18 protein-coding genes are annotated in these 16,777 nt (G+C 71.1%); 9 read left to right on the top strand and 9 right to left on the bottom strand.

What is annotated here, in order from left to right:
* Positions 1-126 (bottom strand): type II 3-dehydroquinate dehydratase (locus V3T34_RS04060; protein ID WP_305079274.1); only part of this gene is annotated, 126 nt, incomplete at its 3' end.
* Positions 127-336: 210 nt separating this feature from the next.
* Between V3T34_RS04060 and V3T34_RS04055 the strand changes: the two genes are divergently transcribed.
* Positions 337-591, top strand: a complete 255-nt coding sequence (locus V3T34_RS04055; RefSeq protein WP_091889536.1) for a hypothetical protein — start codon at positions 337-339, stop codon at positions 589-591.
* Positions 592-701: 110 nt separating this feature from the next.
* Positions 702-1,634, top strand: a complete 933-nt coding sequence (locus V3T34_RS04050; RefSeq protein ID WP_091889534.1) for a LysR family transcriptional regulator — start codon at positions 702-704, stop codon at positions 1,632-1,634.
* A gap of 233 nt (positions 1,635-1,867) precedes the next feature.
* Here V3T34_RS04050 and mmsB read toward each other — a convergent pair whose 3' ends face one another.
* The 4 genes from mmsB to V3T34_RS04030 all read right to left on the bottom strand — a co-directional run bounded on the left by mmsB (position 1,868) and on the right by V3T34_RS04030 (position 6,746).
* Complete coding sequence (mmsB, locus tag V3T34_RS04045) at positions 1,868-2,977, bottom strand: multiple monosaccharide ABC transporter permease (protein ID WP_407942669.1); 1,110 nt, start codon at positions 2,975-2,977, stop codon at positions 1,868-1,870.
* 105 nt (positions 2,978-3,082) lie between these two features.
* Positions 3,083-4,666, bottom strand: coding sequence for a multiple monosaccharide ABC transporter ATP-binding protein (gene mmsA / locus V3T34_RS04040; protein WP_305079271.1), 1,584 nt, complete (start codon positions 4,664-4,666; stop codon positions 3,083-3,085).
* Positions 4,666-5,730, bottom strand: a complete 1,065-nt coding sequence (gene chvE, locus V3T34_RS04035) for a multiple monosaccharide ABC transporter substrate-binding protein (RefSeq protein ID WP_305079270.1) — start codon at positions 5,728-5,730, stop codon at positions 4,666-4,668. Before chvE ends, mmsA begins: the two co-directional genes overlap by 1 nt.
* 257 nt (positions 5,731-5,987) lie before the next feature.
* Positions 5,988-6,746, bottom strand: coding sequence for an SDR family NAD(P)-dependent oxidoreductase (locus tag V3T34_RS04030; RefSeq protein ID WP_091889531.1), 759 nt, complete (start codon positions 6,744-6,746; stop codon positions 5,988-5,990).
* A gap of 136 nt (positions 6,747-6,882) precedes the next feature.
* Here V3T34_RS04030 and V3T34_RS04025 point away from each other — a divergent pair, with 136 nt between their 5' ends.
* The 4 genes from V3T34_RS04025 to V3T34_RS04010 are packed head-to-tail and all read left to right on the top strand — an operon-like array spanning position 6,883 to position 10,844.
* Positions 6,883-7,665 carry a FadR/GntR family transcriptional regulator gene (locus tag V3T34_RS04025; protein ID WP_236012689.1) on the top strand — a complete coding sequence of 261 codons (783 nt, stop codon included), beginning with the start codon at positions 6,883-6,885 and terminating at the stop codon, positions 7,663-7,665.
* A gap of 45 nt (positions 7,666-7,710) precedes the next feature.
* Positions 7,711-8,721 carry an aldose epimerase family protein gene (locus V3T34_RS04020; protein WP_305079268.1) on the top strand — a complete coding sequence of 337 codons (1,011 nt, stop codon included), beginning with the start codon at positions 7,711-7,713 and terminating at the stop codon, positions 8,719-8,721.
* Positions 8,718-9,593, top strand: coding sequence for an SMP-30/gluconolactonase/LRE family protein (locus V3T34_RS04015; protein WP_305079267.1), 876 nt, complete (start codon positions 8,718-8,720; stop codon positions 9,591-9,593). Before V3T34_RS04020 ends, V3T34_RS04015 begins: the two co-directional genes overlap by 4 nt.
* A gap of 9 nt (positions 9,594-9,602) precedes the next feature.
* Complete coding sequence (locus V3T34_RS04010; RefSeq protein WP_305079266.1) at positions 9,603-10,844, top strand: FAD-dependent monooxygenase; 1,242 nt, start codon at positions 9,603-9,605, stop codon at positions 10,842-10,844.
* An 82-nt stretch (positions 10,845-10,926) separates the two neighbouring features.
* Here V3T34_RS04010 and V3T34_RS04005 read toward each other — a convergent pair whose 3' ends face one another.
* Complete coding sequence (locus V3T34_RS04005) at positions 10,927-11,313, bottom strand: hypothetical protein (protein ID WP_305079264.1); 387 nt, start codon at positions 11,311-11,313, stop codon at positions 10,927-10,929.
* Between the two features lie 48 nt (positions 11,314-11,361).
* Entirely contained in the window at positions 11,362-12,042 is a 681-nt protein-coding gene (locus V3T34_RS04000) for a nitroreductase (protein WP_305079263.1), read from the bottom strand.
* Between the two features lie 110 nt (positions 12,043-12,152).
* Here V3T34_RS04000 and V3T34_RS03995 point away from each other — a divergent pair, with 110 nt between their 5' ends.
* Positions 12,153-13,448 carry an NAD(P)/FAD-dependent oxidoreductase gene (locus tag V3T34_RS03995; RefSeq protein WP_305079262.1) on the top strand — a complete coding sequence of 432 codons (1,296 nt, stop codon included), beginning with the start codon at positions 12,153-12,155 and terminating at the stop codon, positions 13,446-13,448.
* A 19-nt stretch (positions 13,449-13,467) separates the two neighbouring features.
* Here V3T34_RS03995 and V3T34_RS03990 read toward each other — a convergent pair whose 3' ends face one another.
* A complete protein-coding gene (locus tag V3T34_RS03990) occupies positions 13,468-14,442 on the bottom strand; it encodes a glutathione S-transferase family protein (RefSeq protein ID WP_305079261.1) in 975 nt (324 codons plus the stop codon).
* A 63-nt stretch (positions 14,443-14,505) separates the two neighbouring features.
* A complete protein-coding gene (locus tag V3T34_RS03985; RefSeq protein WP_305079260.1) occupies positions 14,506-15,426 on the bottom strand; it encodes an alginate O-acetyltransferase AlgX-related protein in 921 nt (306 codons plus the stop codon).
* Positions 15,427-15,502: 76 nt separating this feature from the next.
* On the opposite strand from V3T34_RS03985, the gene V3T34_RS03980 reads away from it, so the two are divergent.
* Both V3T34_RS03980 and V3T34_RS03975 read left to right on the top strand, forming a co-directional pair.
* Positions 15,503-16,015, top strand: a complete 513-nt coding sequence (locus tag V3T34_RS03980; RefSeq protein WP_305079259.1) for a 2'-5' RNA ligase family protein — start codon at positions 15,503-15,505, stop codon at positions 16,013-16,015.
* A complete protein-coding gene (locus V3T34_RS03975) occupies positions 16,015-16,752 on the top strand; it encodes a phosphatase PAP2 family protein (RefSeq protein WP_060846430.1) in 738 nt (245 codons plus the stop codon). The genes V3T34_RS03980 and V3T34_RS03975 overlap by 1 nt, the downstream gene beginning before the upstream one ends.
* Positions 16,753-16,777 lie beyond the last annotated feature (25 nt).

Raw genomic sequence — 16,777 nt, 5'->3', positions numbered from 1 at the left:
TTCGCCGGCGAGCGCCCGGCAGGAGGCCTCGACGTCGGCGAGCGTCTCGCTGCCGTAGATGTGCGGCTGGCGCTTGCCGAGCAGGTTCAGGTTCGGGCCGTTCAGCACGTAGACGAGGCGGCTCATGAGGGGGGCTCCGGAAGCCAGGGGGTGATCGCAAGGCCCCGTTTAGGCCCCCGCCCGTCCCCCGGCGTCAACCGTGGGCGGGGACGCGGCCAGAGCCGGACGGCATCGCCACGATAGGCGAACGGCATTGGCCCGCGGGGGAGCCCCGGGGCGATGATCCCTCTCGACCAGGGGGCACCCCGCCCCCTCCCACGAACGGATTATCGTCCGATGCGCAGCCTTCTCCTCGCCGGCGCCGTGCTCGCCACCCTGTCGACCTCCGCCCATGCCTGGACCCAGTCGCTCCTGCACCCCGAGGGCCGGGAGGCCGCGGTCGTCTCCGCGATGCCCGCGCCCCCGCGCTACACCGGCTACGACGATGGACGCTTGCGGGCGGCCCCGGTCCGGGCCCCGCGGGCCGTGCGCTCGACCGAGCCGTCCCGGCCCTCGGACCCGCCGGCCTGGCGCTCCTGCCCCTGGTGTTGACGCGCCGGCCCGCACGGCCGCGTTCCCGCCCCGCCCCCGCGGTGTTAGCCTTCGATCCGTCCCCGCGGCGCCGGGGCTCCCGGGTTGGAGGCTCGCAGCGGAGAGCGACGATGGAGATGCACCAGATCCGCTACTTCCTGGCCCTGTGCGAGGAGCACAACTTCACCCGCGCGGCCCAGGCCTGCCACGTCACCCAGCCCTCCCTCACCCGGGCGATCCACTTCCTGGAACAGGAACTGGGCGGGGCGCTGTTTCACCGCGAGCGGACCGGCACGCAGCTCTCCGAGCTGGGGCGTACGGTGCGGCCCTATCTGGAGGACGTCTACGCCAAGGCGCAGGCCGCGCAGGCCGAGGCCCGCGCCTTCGGCCGCCAGCGCCGCACCCGTCTGACGCTCGGGGTGATGTGCACGATCCAGCCCGACGCCCTGATCGGGCTGATCGGCGGCCTGCGGGCGCGGCATCCGGACCTCGAGCTCGACATCGTCGATGCGAGCGCGAGCGCCCTGGAGGAGCGCCTGCTCGCGGGCGGCCTCGAGGTCGCGCTCTACTGCCTGCCGGGCCGCGAGCCGGATGCACGCCTGCACCATCTCGCCCTGTTCCGCGAGCCGATGGTGATCGCGGTGGCGCCCGCCCACCCGCTGGCCGCCCTCGATGCGATCCGCCCCCGCGACCTCAACGGCCAGCACTACGTCCACCGCCTCAACTGCGAGTTCCGCGGCACCGTCGGCCCGGTCTGGGAGGCGCAGGGCTGCACCGATTGCGAGACGATCTACCGGAGCGAGCGCGACGACTGGATTCTCGCGATGATCGCCTCGGGCCTCGGCTTCGGCTTCATGCCGCGCTCCTGCGTGACCCATCCGGGCGTCGTCGCCCGTCCGCTCGTCGAGCCGGATTTCTGGCGCGAGGTTGCCCTCGTCACCGTCCGCGGCCGGCCGCACGCCCCGGCGGTCGGCGCGCTGCTGCGCGAGGCGATGCGGGCGGAGTGGTTCGGCGCCCCGGCGCTGGCGACCGAGCGCGAGCGGGCGCGGGACGGCGAGGGTTGAGGCCGGCAGCACCGAATTTCCGACTCAAGACTTGAGACAATCAAGACTTGCAGACCCTCCTACCTGGTCCTGAGGTGCCGCGCAGCAGATCGGCAGACACCTCAGGATGAGGTCGCGGGCGGGAACGGGCACTCAAATCAGTCGAACAGGCTTCCAGCGTCAGCCCGGGACCGCGCAACGGAACCCGGGACGACGAGGGAGTCGCGGCGTCGGCTTCATACGATCCCCTCGGATCATCTCTTCCGGTAGTACTGATCGATGCTGACCGCCCCCAGCAGCACCAGCCCCTTGATGACCTGCTGGTAGTCGATGCCGATGCCGAGGATCGACATGCCGTTGTTCATCACTCCCATGATCAGCGCGCCGACCACCGCGCCCGTCACCTTGCCGACGCCGCCCGAGGCCGAGGCGCCGCCGATGAAGCAGGCGGCGATGACGTCGAGCTCGAAGCCGAGGCCCGCCTTGGGGGTCGCGGTGTTGAGGCGGGCGGCGAAGATCAGGCCGGCCAGCGCGGCCAGCACCCCCATGTTGACGAAGGTAAGGAAGGTCAGGCGCTCGGTATTGATCCCCGAGAGCTTCGCCGCCTTCTCGTTGCCGCCGAGCGCGTAGACCCGCCGGCCGATCACCGTGCGGCTGGTGACGAAGCGATAGAGGAGGATCAGCGCGAACATCACGATCAGTACGTTCGGCAGGCCGCGATAGGTGGCGAGCCAGGTGCTGAAGGCGACGATGACGGCGGCCACGACCGCGTTCTTGAGCGCGAAGGCGCCGATCGGCTCGGGCGTAAACCCCTGGCGTTGCTGGCCGAGCCGCCGGCGCAGGTTCGAGCCGACGAGGATGAGGGCGAGGGCCACGCCGACCAGGACCGAGGTGATGCGCAGCGCGCCGCCGGTGACGATGTCCGGGATGAAGCCGGAGCTGAGCTTCTGGAAATCGGAGGGAAACGGCCCGACCGACTGGCCGGCGAGCAGCGCCAGGGTGAGGCCCTTGAACACCAGCATGCCGGCCAGCGTCACGATGAAGGACGGGATGCGCAGGTAGGCCACCCACCATCCTTGCGCCGCGCCGATCAGCCCGCCGGCGACGAGGCACAGCAGCGTCGCCGGGAGCGGGTGCAGGCCCATCTGCACCATCAGCACCGCGGCGAGCGCGCCAATGAAGCCCGCGGTCGAGCCGACCGACAGGTCGATGTGCCCGGCCACGATGACGAGCAGCATGCCCAGCGCCATCACCACGATGTAGCTGTTCTGCAGCACCAGGTTGGTGAGGTTGAGCGGGCGGAGCAGCGCCCCGTCGGTGAAGAACTGGAAGAAGAGCACGATGCCGACGAGGCACAGGATCATGCCGTAGTCGCGCAGCGAGCCCGAGAACGCCTTGGCGCTCAAGCCGGCGAGGGCGGGCGGGCGCGGAGCCTGGAGGGGGGTGGCGGTGTCGCTCATCGTTGGTCTTCAGCCTCCCGAGGTGACGATGGCCCGCATGATCGCCTCCTGCGAGGCCTCAGCCGCGGGCAGCTCGCCGACGATGCGGCCGCGGTTCATGACGAGGATGCGGTCGCACATGCCAAGCAGCTCCGGCATCTCCGACGAGATGATCAGCACGCCCTTCCCCTGGGCGGCGAGGTCGTTGATGATCGCGTAGATCTCGTACTTGGCGCCGACGTCGATGCCGCGGGTCGGTTCGTCGAGGATCAGCACGTCCGGGTCGGCGAAGAGCCACTTGCTCAGGACGACCTTCTGCTGGTTGCCGCCCGACAGGTTCACGGTCGCCTGGTCGATGCCCGACGAGCGGATGCGCAGGCGTTCGCGGTAGCGCTCGGCCACCGCCCGCTCGCGGTCCTCGTCGATGACCCCGCGGGCCGCGACTCCGGGCAAGTTGGCCAGCGACACGTTGGTGCGGATGTCCTCGTGCAGCACGAGGCCGTAGCCCTTGCGGTCCTCGGTGGCGTAGGCGAGGCCGGCCCGGATCGCCTTCTCGACGCTGCCGAGATCGGCGGGCTGGCCGTTGAGCCGGGCCTCCCCGGCGACGCGCCGGCCGTAGGCGCCGCCGAACAGGCTCATGGCGAACTCGGTCCGCCCGGCCCCCAGCAGCCCGGCCATGCCGACGACCTCGCCGCGGCGGACCGTCAGGCTCACGTCCTCGACCGCGAGGCGATCGGGATGGAGCGGGTGGCGCACGCTCCAGTTCCGCACCTCCAGCAGCGGCTCGCCGATCGCGACGCCCTCCCGCGGGGGATAGCGGTGGGCGAGGTCGCGCCCGACCATGCCCTTGATGATCCGGTCCTCGTTCAGCCTGCCGTCCGGGCCCAGCATCGCCTCCCGGGGCAGGGTCTCGACGCTGGTGCCGTCGCGCAGGATCGTCACGCTGTCGGCGACGCGGGCGATCTCGTTGAGCTTGTGCGAGATCAGGATCGAGGTGATGCCCTGCTGGCGAAAGGCCTCCAGCAGGGTGAGGAGCGCGGCGCTGTCGCTCTCGTTGAGCGAGGCGGTCGGCTCGTCGAGGATCAGGAGCCGCACCTTCTTCGACAACGCCTTGGCGATCTCGACGAGCTGCTGCTTGCCGACGCCGAGATGCGTCACCAGCGTCTCGGGCGCCTCGTCGAGGCCGACCCGGGCGGGCAGCTCGCGGGTGCGCGCCATGGCGAGCGGCCAGTCGATCAGGCCGAAGCGCGACGCCGCCTCGTTGCCGAGGAAGATGTTTTCCGCGATCGACAGGAGCGGCACCAGGGCGAGCTCCTGGTGGATGATGATGATGCCGAGCGCCTCGCTGTCGGGGATGCCCGAGAAGCGCCGCTCCTCGCCGTCGAACAGGATGTTGCCGTCGTAGGAGCCGGCGGGATAGACCCCGCTCAGTACCTTCATCAGGGTCGATTTCCCGGCCCCGTTCTCGCCGCAGACGGCGTGGATCTCGCCGGCGCGGACGGCGAGGTTGACGGTGTCGAGCGCCTTGACGCCCGGGAACGCCTTGGTGATGCCGCGCATCTCCAGGATCGGAGAGGCGCTCGGCACCGCGCGCGGAGCCGGGGACGCCGCCATCACTTGACCTGCTGGGCCTTGTAGTAGCCGCTGTCGACCAGCACCTTCTGCCAGTTGTCCTTGTCGACCGTCACCGGCTTCAGCAGATAGGATGGTACCACCTTGACGCCGTTGTTGTAGGTCTTGGTGTCGTTGACCGCGACCTCTCCGCCTGACGAGATCGCCGCGACCATGTCGCTCGTGACCTTGGCGAGCTCGCGGGTGTCCTTGAACACCGTCATGCTCTGGTCGCCGCGGACGATCGCCTTGACGGAGGGGATCTCGGCATCCTGGCCGGTGATGATCGGCATCTTCTGGTCGGGCGAGCCGTAGCCGACGCCCTTCAGCGACGAGATGATGCCGATCGAGATGCCGTCATACGGCGACAGGACCGCGTCGAGGCGCTTGTTGCCGTAGAAGGCCGACAGCAGGTTGTCCATCCGGGCCTGGGCCGCCGCGCCGTCCCAGCGAAGGGTCGAGACCTTGTCCATCCCGAGCTGCTTGCTCGGCACGGTCAACTTGCCGGAATCGATGTAGGGTTTGAGCACCGACATCGCGCCGTCGTAGAAGAAGTAGGCGTTGTTGTCGTCGGGCGAGCCGCCGAACAGCTCGACGGTGAACGGCCCCTTGCCGTCCTTGAGGCCGAGCTTGTCGACGATGTAGCTGCCCTGCAGCACGCCGACCTGGAAGTTGTCGAAGGTAGCGTAGTAGTCCACGTTCTTCGAGCCGCGGATCAGGCGATCGTAGGCGATGACCTTGATGCCGCGATCGCTCGCCTGCTGCAGCACGTCCGACAGGGTGGTGCCGTCGATCGCGGCGATCACCAGCACCTTGGCGCCCGTCGCGATCATGTTCTCGATCTGCGACAGCTGGTTGGGGATCTCGTCCTCGGCGTATTGCAGGTCGGCGGTGTAGCCCTTGTCCTTGAGCGCCTGGACCAGGCCCTGGCCGTCGGCGATCCAGCGCGCCGAGGACTTGGTCGGCATCGAGACGCCGATCTTGCCCTTCTGCTGGGCGGCAGCCGGGGTTGCGAGCATCGCGGCAGCCATCAGGGCTCCGCCGACGAGAGCGACGAACGACTTCATGGTTCCTCCCAAATCCCCGCATCTTGGGTGCGCGGGGCTGCCGGTAAGTGGTGCCCGGCAGGATTGCGGCCTGCTAATCTGCCGGGGTCGGTTTTTCCGTATTGTGGCCGACGGGTGGGAGCGGCCTGATACTTCCGCGGGGGATGTCTGGGGCCGTCCGGGGAAAGGAATAGCGCGGGTTTCCCCCTCACCCGCAGAGGGGGGAGGGAGAAACCTGCGCTTGGACTGGCCCCCGGCGTGCCTGCGGGAGCCTCCCCTCACACCCATCCGCCATCCACGACGTAATGCTGGTTGGTGCAGGCCCCCGCCTCCTCCGAAGCGAGGAACACGGCAAAGCGCGCGACGTCCGCCGGCACCAGCTTGCGCTTGAGGCACTGGCGGGCGTTGATCTCGGCGTCCGATTCCGGCGTCACCCACAGCGCCAGCTGGCGCTCGGTCATGATCCAGCCCGGCGCCAGCGCGTTGACCCGGATGTTGAAGGGGCCGAAATCGCGGGCGAGCGAGCGGGTGAGGCCGATCACCCCGGACTTGCAGGCGGTGTAGGCGGCCATGCCGCCCTGCCCGATCATCCACGACACCGAGCCGAAATTCACGATCGCGCCGCCGCCCTTCGCCTTCATGTCGGGCAGGACGGCTTGGGCGGCGAAGAACTGGTGCTTGAGGTTCACGGCGATGCGGCCGTCCCAGTAGGCTTCCGTCACCTCCTCGGTGGCGTGGCGCTCGTCGTGGGCGGCGTTGTTCATCAGCACGTCGACCGGGCCGAACCGGTCTCGGATGCGACCGATCGCGCTTTTCAGCGCCGGAATGTCGGTGACGTCCGCGTGCTCGAAGGCGACCGACAGGCCGTCCCCCTCCAGCTCGGCGGCGAGCGCCTGCGACGGCTCGTCCGCGATGTCCAGGAAGCCGACCCGGGCCTTCTGCCGGGCGAAGTGCCGGACCAGCTCCGCCCCGATCCCGGAGCCGCCGCCCGTCACCACCACGACCTTGCCCGCAAGGTCCGGATAGATTGCCGCCACCGCTTCCTCCCTCGAAGCCCGTCGGTCCGCTCGACGCGCTGTAAATCATTTAATATGACTATTGCAGCGGTCCGGCCCTTATCGCGGATTCATGACGCGTGGGCAAGAGGCCGGAATCCACCGGGAGGGCGCAACCTTGGATGGGAGCGAGGCCGCGGCGATTTCGCGCAAGAGGTTTCCCGGGGCAGCTGCCGCGGGCCGGGTCGGGGGCCCGGGTCACGCCCGGATCGCCCGGGCGCTCGGCACCGGCATCGTCGCCGGGGATTTTTCCGAGGGCGCGGTGCTGCCGGGGGAGCCCGTCCTGCTGGCGCGGTTCGGCGTGTCGCGCACGGTCCTGCGCGAGGCGATCAAGACCCTGTCGGCCAAGGGCCTGATCGAGACCCGGACCCGTGTCGGCACCCGTGTGCGCGAGCGGGCGGCCTGGAACCTGTTCGACCGCGACGTGCTGGCCTGGACGATCGAGGGCGGCATCGACGCGCGCTTCCTGCGCGACCTCGCCGAGATCCGCCTCGCGGTCGAGCCGGCGGCGGCCGCGCTGGCGGCGGAGCGCCGAACGCTCGCCGATCTCGACCGGCTCGACGCCTGCGTGACGGACATGCGGGCCGCGGCCGGGCTCGATCCGGCCTTCGCGCGGGCCGATCTCGCCTTCCACCTCGCCCTGGCGGACGCCTCCGGCAACGTCTTCATGCACTCGGTCGGCGCGGTGACCGAGGCGGCGCTCGCCGTGCTGTTTCAGCTCAGCCGGCCCACCGACCCGCACGAGCACGCCGTCGCCTGGCGGGCGCACGCGGCGATCGCGGCGGCGATCCGGGCCGGCGACCCGCCCGCCGCCGCCGCGGCGACCGAGGTGGTGGTGCGCGACGGCCTGCGCAACAGCGCGGCGGCGGTGGAGAGGGCGCCGGCCGCGCCCTACCCTTAAGGGACGATCCACCGGCCACGACCCGGCCCCCGTCAGGATGCCCGAATGCGCGACAGAGCCCCCGTCCCCGTCGGCACGATGCCGGACGGCAGCCCGATCCTGGAGGCGCGGCTGGCCGGCGAGGGGCTGGAGGTCGCGGTCCTGAGCCTCGGCGCCGTGATCCGCCGCCTCGACGTCCAGGGCCGCCCGGTGGTGCTCGGCCGCGACGATCCCCACGACTACGTGGAGAAGACCCCGCAATGCGGCGCCGTCGTCGGGCGCTTCGCCAACCGGATCGCCGGCGGACGCTTCACCCTCGACGGGGGGACCCACGCGCTGCCCCGCAACGAGGCCGGCCGCACCCACCTGCATGGCGGAGCGCAGGGCTTCTCGCGCCGGAACTGGAGCTTTGCCGAGGTGGGCCCGCGCAGCCTGACCCTGACCTACCGGTCGGCCGACGGCGAGGAAGGGTACCCGGGGGCGCTCACGGTGGCGTGCACCTACGCCATCGTCGCGCCCGGCACCCTGCGCCTCACGCTGACGGCGGCCACCACCGAGCCGACGATCGTCAACCTGACGAACCACAGCTACTTCAACCTGACGCTGCCGCCCGGCGGCCATCCCGCCCCGCCGATCGACGATCACGTGATCGAGATCCCGGCCGAGGCCTATCTGCCGGTCGACGAGGCCCAGATCCCGACCGGCGCGGTCGCCCCGGTCGCCGGCACCCGGTTCGACCTGCGCCGCGCGACGCGGATCGGCGACCGGGCCTTCGACCATGCCTTCGTGCTCGGGCGTCAATCCGCCGCCGAGCCGCGCCCCGTCGGCCGGATCACGGCGCCGGGCAGCGACCTCGCGCTCACGGTGCTGGCCACCGCGCCGGCGGTGCAGTTCTACGACGGCACCCACCTCGCCAAGGCCGGCCTGGGTTTCGCTGCCCGCAGCGGGCTCTGCCTCGAGCCCGAGGCCTTTCCCGACGCGCCGAACCATCCGGGCTTCCCGAGCGCGGTGGTGCGCCCCGGCGAGACCTACCGCGAGATCATCGAGTACCGCTTCACGAAGGAGACCGCCCGATGAGCGGCTGGGCCGGCATCTTCTGCGACCGCGCCTGCATCCTCGGCGAGGGGCCGGCGGCGCATCCCGGCCTCGGCCGGCTCTACTGGCTCGACATCCTCGGCAACCACCTGTGCGAGCGGCCGTTCTCGGGGGGCGCCACCACCCTGCACGACCTGCCGGTGATGGCCTCGATGGTGGCGCGGGTCGACGACGCCACCCTGCTGCTCGGCGCCGAGGACGGACTCTACCTGCGCGACATCGACAGCGGGCGGATGCGCCTCCTCGCGGCGCTGGAGGCCGACCGGCCCGAGACCCGCTCGAACGACGGCCGGGTCCACCCTTGCGGCGCCCTGTGGCTCGGCACGATGGGCCGGGAGGCGCAGGCCGGCTACGGCGCGATCCACTGGTTCTTCCGCGGCGCGGTGCGGACCCTGTTCACCGGCCTCACCATCCCGAACGCCATCGCGTTCGCGGCCGACGGCACGCACGCGATCTTCGCCGATTCGGAGGCCGGCACGATCTGGCGCGTCGCCACCGATCCGGCGACCGGGCTGCCGGCCGGCGACCGACAGGTCTTCGTCCAGGTTCCCGCCTCCGAGGGCGCGCCGGACGGCGCGGTGATCGACGCCGAGGGCCTGGTCTGGAACGCCCGCTGGGGTGCGGCCAGCCTCGACGCCTACGCCCCCGACGGCACGCGGGTGCGCAGCATCGCGATGCCGGCCCGCCAGGTGACCTGCCCGGCCTTCATCGGGCCCGACGCCGATACCCTGGTGGTGACCTCCGCCACCGAGGGACTCGACCCCGACCGCACCGACGACCGCTTCGCCGGGCGCACCTTCACGGTGCCGGTGAAGGTGAAGGGGCGGTTCGAGCCCGTGGTGCGGGTGGAGTAGGCTCCGCGCATGGCTCACCGCATCCTGATCACCGGCGCCAGCATCGCCGGCACCACCGCGGCCTGGTGGCTCGGCCGCGCCGGGTTCGACGTGACGGTTGTCGAGCGCGCGCCCGCCTTCCGCGACGGCGGCCAGAACGTCGACATCCGCGGCGTCGGCCGCCGGGTCCTGCGCGAGATGGGGCTGGAGCGGGCGGCGCTCGATCGCGGCACCGGCGAGGAGGGCACCGCCTGGATCGATGCGGACGGCAGGCCGCGGGCGCGCTTCATGACCGGGCAGATCGAGGGCGACGGCCCGACCGCCGAGATGGAGATCCTGCGCGGCGACCTCGCCCGCCTGCTCTTCGAGGCGGCCCGACCCCACGCCGCCTTCCGGTTCGGCACCATGGTCGAGCGCATCGACGACGGCGCGGAGGCCGCGACCGTCACCTTCGCGGGCGGGGAGACGGCCGCCTACGACGCCGTGGTCGTCGCCGAGGGCGTCGGCTCCTCGACCCGCGAGCGGGTGTTTCCGGGTGAGAACGACCCGCGCTGGATGGACCTGACCCTCGCGTACCTCACGATCCCCCGCGCCCCTGACGACGACCGGCTCTGGCGCTGGTACAACGCGCCCGGCGGTCGCAGCCTGTCGCTGCGCCCCGACCGGCACGGCACCACCCGGGCGATGCTGGCGGTCTACGGCCCGCTCGCCGAGGCGCAGGGCTGGGACCGCGACCGCCAGAAGATTTTTCTGCGCGAGCGCTTCCGCGATGCCGGCTGGCAGGCGCCGCGGGTGCTGGCGGCCCTCGACGGCACCGACGACCTCTATTTCGACGTGCTGCGCCAGGTGCGGATGCCGCGCTGGTCGCGCGGCCGCGTCGCCCTCACCGGCGACGCCGCCTGGTGCGTCACGCCGCTCGCCGGCATCGGCGCCACGCTGGCGGTCACCGGGGCGCGGGTGCTCGCGGGCGAGCTTACCCGCACCGACGACGTCCGGGCCGCGTTCACGGCCTACGAGCGGGAGATGCGCCCGATGGTCGAAGACGCGCAGGGCGTACCCAAGATCGCGCCGCGGCTGATGCATCCGCGAACCCGGCTCGGCATCCGCGCGCTGCACGCGGCCCTGTGGACGGCGAGCCGGCCGGCGTTTCGCCGGGTGGCGGGCAAGCTGTTCGGCGGGCGTTCGACGGAACCAGACCTCGCGCGATATGACGACGGGATTTCGAACGTGAACCGTTCGCCCCTCTCGCCGCCAACGGCTCTCTCCCCATGACCACAGGGCCGGGCGACGGGTTCCAGGTCACGAACCGCTCGAATCGAGGAGGACGCAGCGTCTCCTATACGCAGATCGGCCGCTACCCAACGAGCAGCCTGACGGCCTGGACACGCACAAGAGTCGCGGCGAAGAATATACATGCCACCACCAGCGCAGCCATCAAGGCAACGGCGAAGCCGGGCTCAGATTGAGGTGAGCGACGCAGCATATAATTAGGGGCCACCCAGTTGGCGATCGCGGCTAAGGTTAAAATACACGAAAATACAAACAAATACTGAACGGTACTTTCGCCCTTGTTTGGCCTGTCCCCTGGATTTGCCAAATGATACAGATCATTTGTATCTGGCGCAATTTGATAACACAATGTTGCTATTATCACAGAATTTATAGATATAAAAGCCAATAAATAAGTAAAATATTGACGATATTTCTTTCTAAGATCAATATTTTTGGCATCATATTGCATATAGTCACCTTGTATTCGTATCGATTTATCTGGAAAACCATCCCTCTGTTAAGAATCATGAAACACCGCGTAGCTCTCCACCGGCTCCCGCTCCGCTCGCAACGCGTTCACCGGTTCGTCCGGGTCGGCGAAGCCGAGCGCCATCCCGCACACCACCGTCTCGCCCTCCGAAATCCCGAGCTCTCCCCGCACGACCCTCGGATAGCTCGCGATCGCCGCCTGCGGGCAGGTGTCGAAGCCTCGCCCGCGGGCGGCCAGCATCAGGGTCTGGAGGAACATGCCGTAATCGAGCCAGCTGCCCTGCTCCAGGTCGCGGTCGATGGTGAAGACGAGGCCGACGGGAGCGCCGAAGAACGTGAAGTTGCGGCCCAACTGGCGCTTGGCGCCCGCCTTGTCGCCCTTCTCGATGCCGGCGAGCCCGTAGAGCTGCCAGCCGAGGCTCCGGCGCCGGCCGAGATACGGCTCGCGCCAGGTCACGGGGTAATACTCGTATTCTCGCGCCTCCGGCACGTCGCTCTCATGCGCCGCCGAGAGCGCGGCGGTCAGGCGCGCGAGGGCGGCGCCGGTGACGACGTGGACCTTCCAGGGCTGGATGTTGCTGCCGCTCGGGGCCCGGCCGGCGAGCGCCAGGAGATCGCGGATCGTCGCCGTCGGCACCGGATCGGGGAGGAATCCCCGGACGCTGCGCCGGCTGGCGATCGCCGCGTCCACGGCGTTGGATTCGGTCATGCGGGCCTCCCTGGAGGGCCAGTCTAGGCCGGTCCCGCTCCCGCGCCAGCCGTGGCGCGAACGCGACCGATCCGGCATGGTGCCGGACCGATTCCAGGACCCGACTGCCCGTGATCACCGATCCCCGCTCGCACGGCCTCTGGGCGCGTACCGCCCCGCCGGCTCCCGACACGACGCCGTTGCGCGGCGAGGCGACCGCCGACGTGGCGGTGGTGGGGGCGGGCTATACCGGCCTGTCGGCGGCCCTGCACCTCGCGCAAGGCGGCGCCCGGGTAGTGGTGCTCGAGGGCGAGACCGTCGGCTTCGGCGGCTCGGGGCGCAATGTCGGCCTCGTCAACGCGGGCCTGTGGGTGAAGCCCGACCTCGTGCCCGCCGCCCTCGGCACCGAGCGCGGCGAGCGGCTGCTCGCGCTCCTCGGTACCGCGCCGCGCCGGGTGTTCGATCTCGTCGCCCGGCACGGCATCGCCTGCGAGGCGGAAGGGGCCGGCACCCTGCATTGCGCGGTCGGCCGGAAGGGCCTGGCCGATCTCGCGGACCGGGCCCGGCAATGGCAGTCCCGCGGGGCGCCGGTTCGCCTCCTCGACGCGGACGAGGCGACCCGCCTCACCGGCACGCGGGCCTACGCGGGGGCGCTCCTCGACGAGCGCGCCGGCACGATCCAGCCGCTCGCCTATGCGCGGGGCCTCGCCCGGGCGGCGATCGACGCGGGCGCGGTCGTCCATACCGGCAGCCCGGTCGTCGGCGTGACCGGGACCGGCCCGCGCTGGCACCTCGCGACGCCGGAGGGCGGCGTGACCGCCGACTGGGTGATCGTCGCCACCAACGCCTACACGCGCGCGCCCTGGCCGGAGATCCGGGCCGAGATCGCCCACCTGCCCTACTTCAACATCGCGACCGCCCCCTTGAGCGACAACCTGCGCGGCACGATCCTCCCCGGGCGCCAGGGCGCCTGGGACACCAAGCCGGTCCTGACCTCGTTCCGCCTCGACGCCGCCGGGCGGCTGGTGATCGGCAGCGTCGGTGCGCTACGCGGCACCGGGGCGGCGATCCACCGGGCCTGGGCCCGGCGCACAATGAGGGCGCTGTTTCCGCAGGCCGCCGACGTGCCGTTCGAGGCCGAATGGTACGGCCGGATCGGCATGACGGCGGATGCCCTGCCGCGCTTCCACCGGCTCGCCCGCAACGTGGTGGGCTTCAGCGGCTATAACGGCCGCGGCATCGCCCCCGGCACCGCCTTCGGCGCGGTGCTCGCCGACCTCGTGGCCGGCCGGATTACGGAAGCCGACCTGCCGCTCCCGGTGACCGACCCGGCGCCGATCGGGTTCCGGGCCGTCCGGGAGATCGCCTACGAGGTCGGCGCCCAGGCCGTGCACCTCGCCGAGGCGCGGGGTCCGGCCTCGGGGTGACGCGCCCGGGCCGTCGGGTTCAAGTGCCGAACCGCTCGGCCCGGCCGTGCGGCGCGTCGTAGTCGAGCACGGGCCCGAGCGGGACGATCCCGGTCGGGTTGATGGTGGCGTGGCTCTCGTAATAGTGCCGCTTGATGTGGGTGAGGTTCACCGTCGGGGCGACGCCGGGGGTCTGGTAGAGGTCGCGCAGGTAGGGCGCGAGATTCGGGTAATCGGCGATCCGCCGCAGGTTGCACTTGAAGTGGCCGACATAGACCGGATCGAACCGCACCAGCGTGGTGAACAGCCGGATGTCGGCCTCGGTCAGCCGGGCGCCGACGAGGTAGCGCGAGCGGTCGAGGCGGGCGTCGAGGGCGTCGAGTTCCGTGAACAACGCCGTCACGGCCTCCTCGTAGGCCTCCTGCGTCGTGGCGAAGCCCGCCTTGTAGACGCCGTTGTTGACCCGGTCGTAGACCCGGGCATTCACGTCGTCGATCTCGGCGCGCAGGTCCTGCGGGTAGAGGTCCGGCCCGCCCGGGAAGGCGGCGCCCAGCATCCGGACGATCTCGGCCGATTCGTTCGACACGATCGTGCCCCGGACCTTGTCCCACAAGACCGGCACGGTGACCCGGCCGGAATAGTGCGGGTCGGCCTTGAGGTAGACCTCGTAGAGGCGCGTCGCCCCGTTCACGGTATCGGGGGTCGCCCCCGGGCTCTCGCCGAACACCCAGCCCTCGGATCCCATCAGCGGATCGACCACCGAGACCGAGATCGCGTCCTCGAGCCCCTTGAGCGTCCGGACGATCAGGGTGCGGTGCGCCCACGGGCAGGCGAGCGAGACGTAGAGGTGGTAGCGCCCGGGCTCGGCCTGGAAGCCGCCCTCCCCGCTCGGCCCCGGCGCGCCGTCCGACGTGACCCAGTTGCGGAAGGCCGCGTCCTTGCGCACGAAGCGCCCGCCGGTCTCCTTGGTGTCGTACCATTGGTCGTGCCAGACGCCGTCGACCAGAAGCCCCATCGCACCCTCCTCGCCCGTCGCCTCCGAAGGTGGGGCGGCGGGACGGCACCGCAATGGGCGGGTTCAGGCCGCCGGGAGCGAGCGTGCGCCCTCCGCCGCGACGTCGAACCGGTCGGTCGGCACCCTGGCGAGGAAGCGCTCCGCCACCTCGACGAGCAGCAGGTGCGGCCGGACCCGCTCGATATAGGCCCAGTCGAGATTCGCCGACCAGACGAAGTGCAGCTCGCGAAAGCTCTCGGCGAGCAGGCCGGTGAGGAAGATCGGATGGAAGTGCGAGCAGGAATCGCCGAACAGCATCAGGGTCCGCGGGTCGGCGGCCGGGCTCTCGTTGCGGAAGACCACGTGGGCGCCGACATGCAGGTCGGCCGCGGTCCCCCGCGCCTCGTGGCCCTCGACCAGCGGGTTGGCGAAGACCCGCACGGCGTCGCGCTGGACCTCGCGGACCCGCATCGTCTCCCGCACCGGCGGGTCGAGCTTGGCGCCGAGGTCGCGCACCCCGTCATGGTCGTGGAACGGCCGCCCGGCGAGGTCGGCGGGCGGCACCGCGCCCATCGCCCGCATGATCTCGCCGAAGGCGAGCCGGCAGCCCTCCTGGCTCCAGTGGGTGTCGGTGCGCAGGTACAGCGGCGGCTCCGCGTCGCGCGCCGCCCGCAGCGGGCCGACGAGGTCGATCCATGAGCCGGCGACCCGCGAGCGGGCGAGCCGCGCGCCGAGGCGGCGGGCCGGCGAGAGCGCCGGATCGAGGGCGAGCCCGTCGAGGCGGTCCTCGTAGATGCTGAGCTTTTCCGGCACCACGACGTGGAAGGCGCGCAGGCCCGCGGCGGCGGCCCGCGCGGTACGCGCCTCGATCAGCCGGCGCCAGCGCCACAGCCGCCAGGCGACGGGCAGGCTCGCCCGGTACTGCTCGCGCACGCGGTTGGTGCCGCCGGTCAGGAAGAGCCAGCCATCCCGGCCGAGATGGACCATGTCGGTACTGTCGCGCATGGGCGCCGTGTAGCGGGAACGGTACGAGCTGAACAGCACTGGCCTTTGCGGCCGCCTGCGCCATCTCGCCTGGAGGATGTCGCAAGCCCCCCTGATCCTCACCCTGGAACTCGACGAGGCCGCCTTCGCGGAGTTCGACGGCCGGCGCCGCCGTCACTTCCCACCGGCCCTCAACAAGATTCCGGCCCACGTCACGCTCTTCCACCACCTGCCGGGCGAGGAGGAGCGCGCGGTCGTCGAGACGCTCGTCGCGGAGGCACGGGCGGAGAGCCCGATGCCGGTCGAGGTCGCAGGCCTGCGCTTTATCGGCCGCGGCGTCGCCTACACGCTCGAATCGGGCCGGCTCTCGGCCCTGCGCAGGCGCCTCGCCAGAACATTCGAGCCCTGGCTGACGCCGCAGGACCGGCAGGGCTACCGGCCCCACGTCACCGTGCAGAACAAGGTCGCGCCGGAGGAGGCCCGCGCCCTCCACCGCGAACTCGAGGCGTCGTTCGTGCCGCGCACGATCACCGGCACCGGGCTCCTGCTCTGGCGCTATCTCGGCGGGCCCTGGGAGGCTCGCGGCCGGTTTCCGTTCGGGGGCGCCTGATGGTCCAGATCCCGTTCCGGCGCCACGCCACGGCGGTGTGGCTGCGCCTGCGCCTCAACGAGATCGGGCCGCTCGCCTCGCTGCTCGCCGTCAGCCTGTTCGGCTTTGGATTCTTCAAGCTCGCCGACGAGATCCGCGAGGGCGGCTCGTTCGGCTTCGACGACCGGCTGCTCCTGGCGCTCCGCGTCCCCGGCGACCTCGCCCAGCCGATCGGGCCGTCCTGGCTGCCCGAGACGATGCGCGACATCACCGCCTTCGGCAGCGTGTTCGGCATCGTCTACGTCACGGCCTGCGTGGTGCTCTACCTGGCGATCACCGCGCGGCGGCGGGCCGCCCTGTTCGTCGTGGTGGCGATCGGCGGCGGCGAATTGCTCTCCACCGGCCTCAAGCTGTTCTTCCGCCGTCCCCGTCCCGATCTGGTGCCGCACGGCATGGAGACCTTCACGGCGAGCTTCCCGAGCGGGCACGCCATGCTGTCGGCGATCGCCTACCTGACGCTCGCGATCCTGCTCGCCCGGGTCGAGCGCTCCGGCAAGGTCAAGGCCTTCGTGATGGGCCTCGGGGTCGTCACCACGCTGCTCGTCGGCATCAGCCGGATCTATCTCGGGGTGCACTGGCCGAGCGACGTGCTCGCCGGCTGGTGCATCGGCGCCGCCTGGGCGTCGCTGTGCTGGTTCGTCGCCCTGCAGCTCCAGCGCCAGGCCGTGGTCGAGGCGCCGGACCCGCCCCCGGCCTGAGAGCGCTTGCGCCCCGCTTCTCCCT

Origin of the sequence: Methylobacterium ajmalii (assembly GCF_036448855.1) — a bacterium.
In the GTDB taxonomy this organism is placed as follows: Bacteria; Pseudomonadota; Alphaproteobacteria; order Rhizobiales; family Beijerinckiaceae; genus Methylobacterium; species Methylobacterium ajmalii.
This window is presented reverse-complemented; position numbering and strand designations above follow the sequence as displayed.

Bases quoted from the DNA above. Each gene is read 5' to 3' on its own strand.
- V3T34_RS04055 (WP_091889536.1), top strand. From the start codon at position 337: ATGCGCAGCCTTCTCCTCGCCGGCGCCGTGCTCGCCACCCTGTCGACC.
- V3T34_RS04050 (WP_091889534.1), top strand. From the start codon at position 702: ATGGAGATGCACCAGATCCGCTACTTCCTGGCCCTGTGCGAGGAGCAC.
- mmsB (WP_407942669.1), bottom strand. From the start codon at position 2,977: ATGATCCTGTGCCTCGTCGGCATCGTGCTCTTCTTCCAGTTCTTCACC.
- mmsA (WP_305079271.1), bottom strand. From the start codon at position 4,666: ATGGCGGCGTCCCCGGCTCCGCGCGCGGTGCCGAGCGCCTCTCCGATC.
- chvE (WP_305079270.1), bottom strand. From the start codon at position 5,730: ATGAAGTCGTTCGTCGCTCTCGTCGGCGGAGCCCTGATGGCTGCCGCG.
- V3T34_RS04020 (WP_305079268.1), top strand. From the start codon at position 7,711: ATGCGCGACAGAGCCCCCGTCCCCGTCGGCACGATGCCGGACGGCAGC.
- V3T34_RS04015 (WP_305079267.1), top strand. From the start codon at position 8,718: ATGAGCGGCTGGGCCGGCATCTTCTGCGACCGCGCCTGCATCCTCGGC.
- V3T34_RS04010 (WP_305079266.1), top strand. From the start codon at position 9,603: ATGGCTCACCGCATCCTGATCACCGGCGCCAGCATCGCCGGCACCACC.
- V3T34_RS04005 (WP_305079264.1), bottom strand. From the start codon at position 11,313: ATGCAATATGATGCCAAAAATATTGATCTTAGAAAGAAATATCGTCAA.
- V3T34_RS04000 (WP_305079263.1), bottom strand. From the start codon at position 12,042: ATGACCGAATCCAACGCCGTGGACGCGGCGATCGCCAGCCGGCGCAGC.
- V3T34_RS03990 (WP_305079261.1), bottom strand. From the start codon at position 14,442: ATGGGGCTTCTGGTCGACGGCGTCTGGCACGACCAATGGTACGACACC.
- V3T34_RS03985 (WP_305079260.1), bottom strand. From the start codon at position 15,426: ATGCGCGACAGTACCGACATGGTCCATCTCGGCCGGGATGGCTGGCTC.
- V3T34_RS03980 (WP_305079259.1), top strand. From the start codon at position 15,503: ATGTCGCAAGCCCCCCTGATCCTCACCCTGGAACTCGACGAGGCCGCC.
- V3T34_RS03975 (WP_060846430.1), top strand. From the start codon at position 16,015: ATGGTCCAGATCCCGTTCCGGCGCCACGCCACGGCGGTGTGGCTGCGC.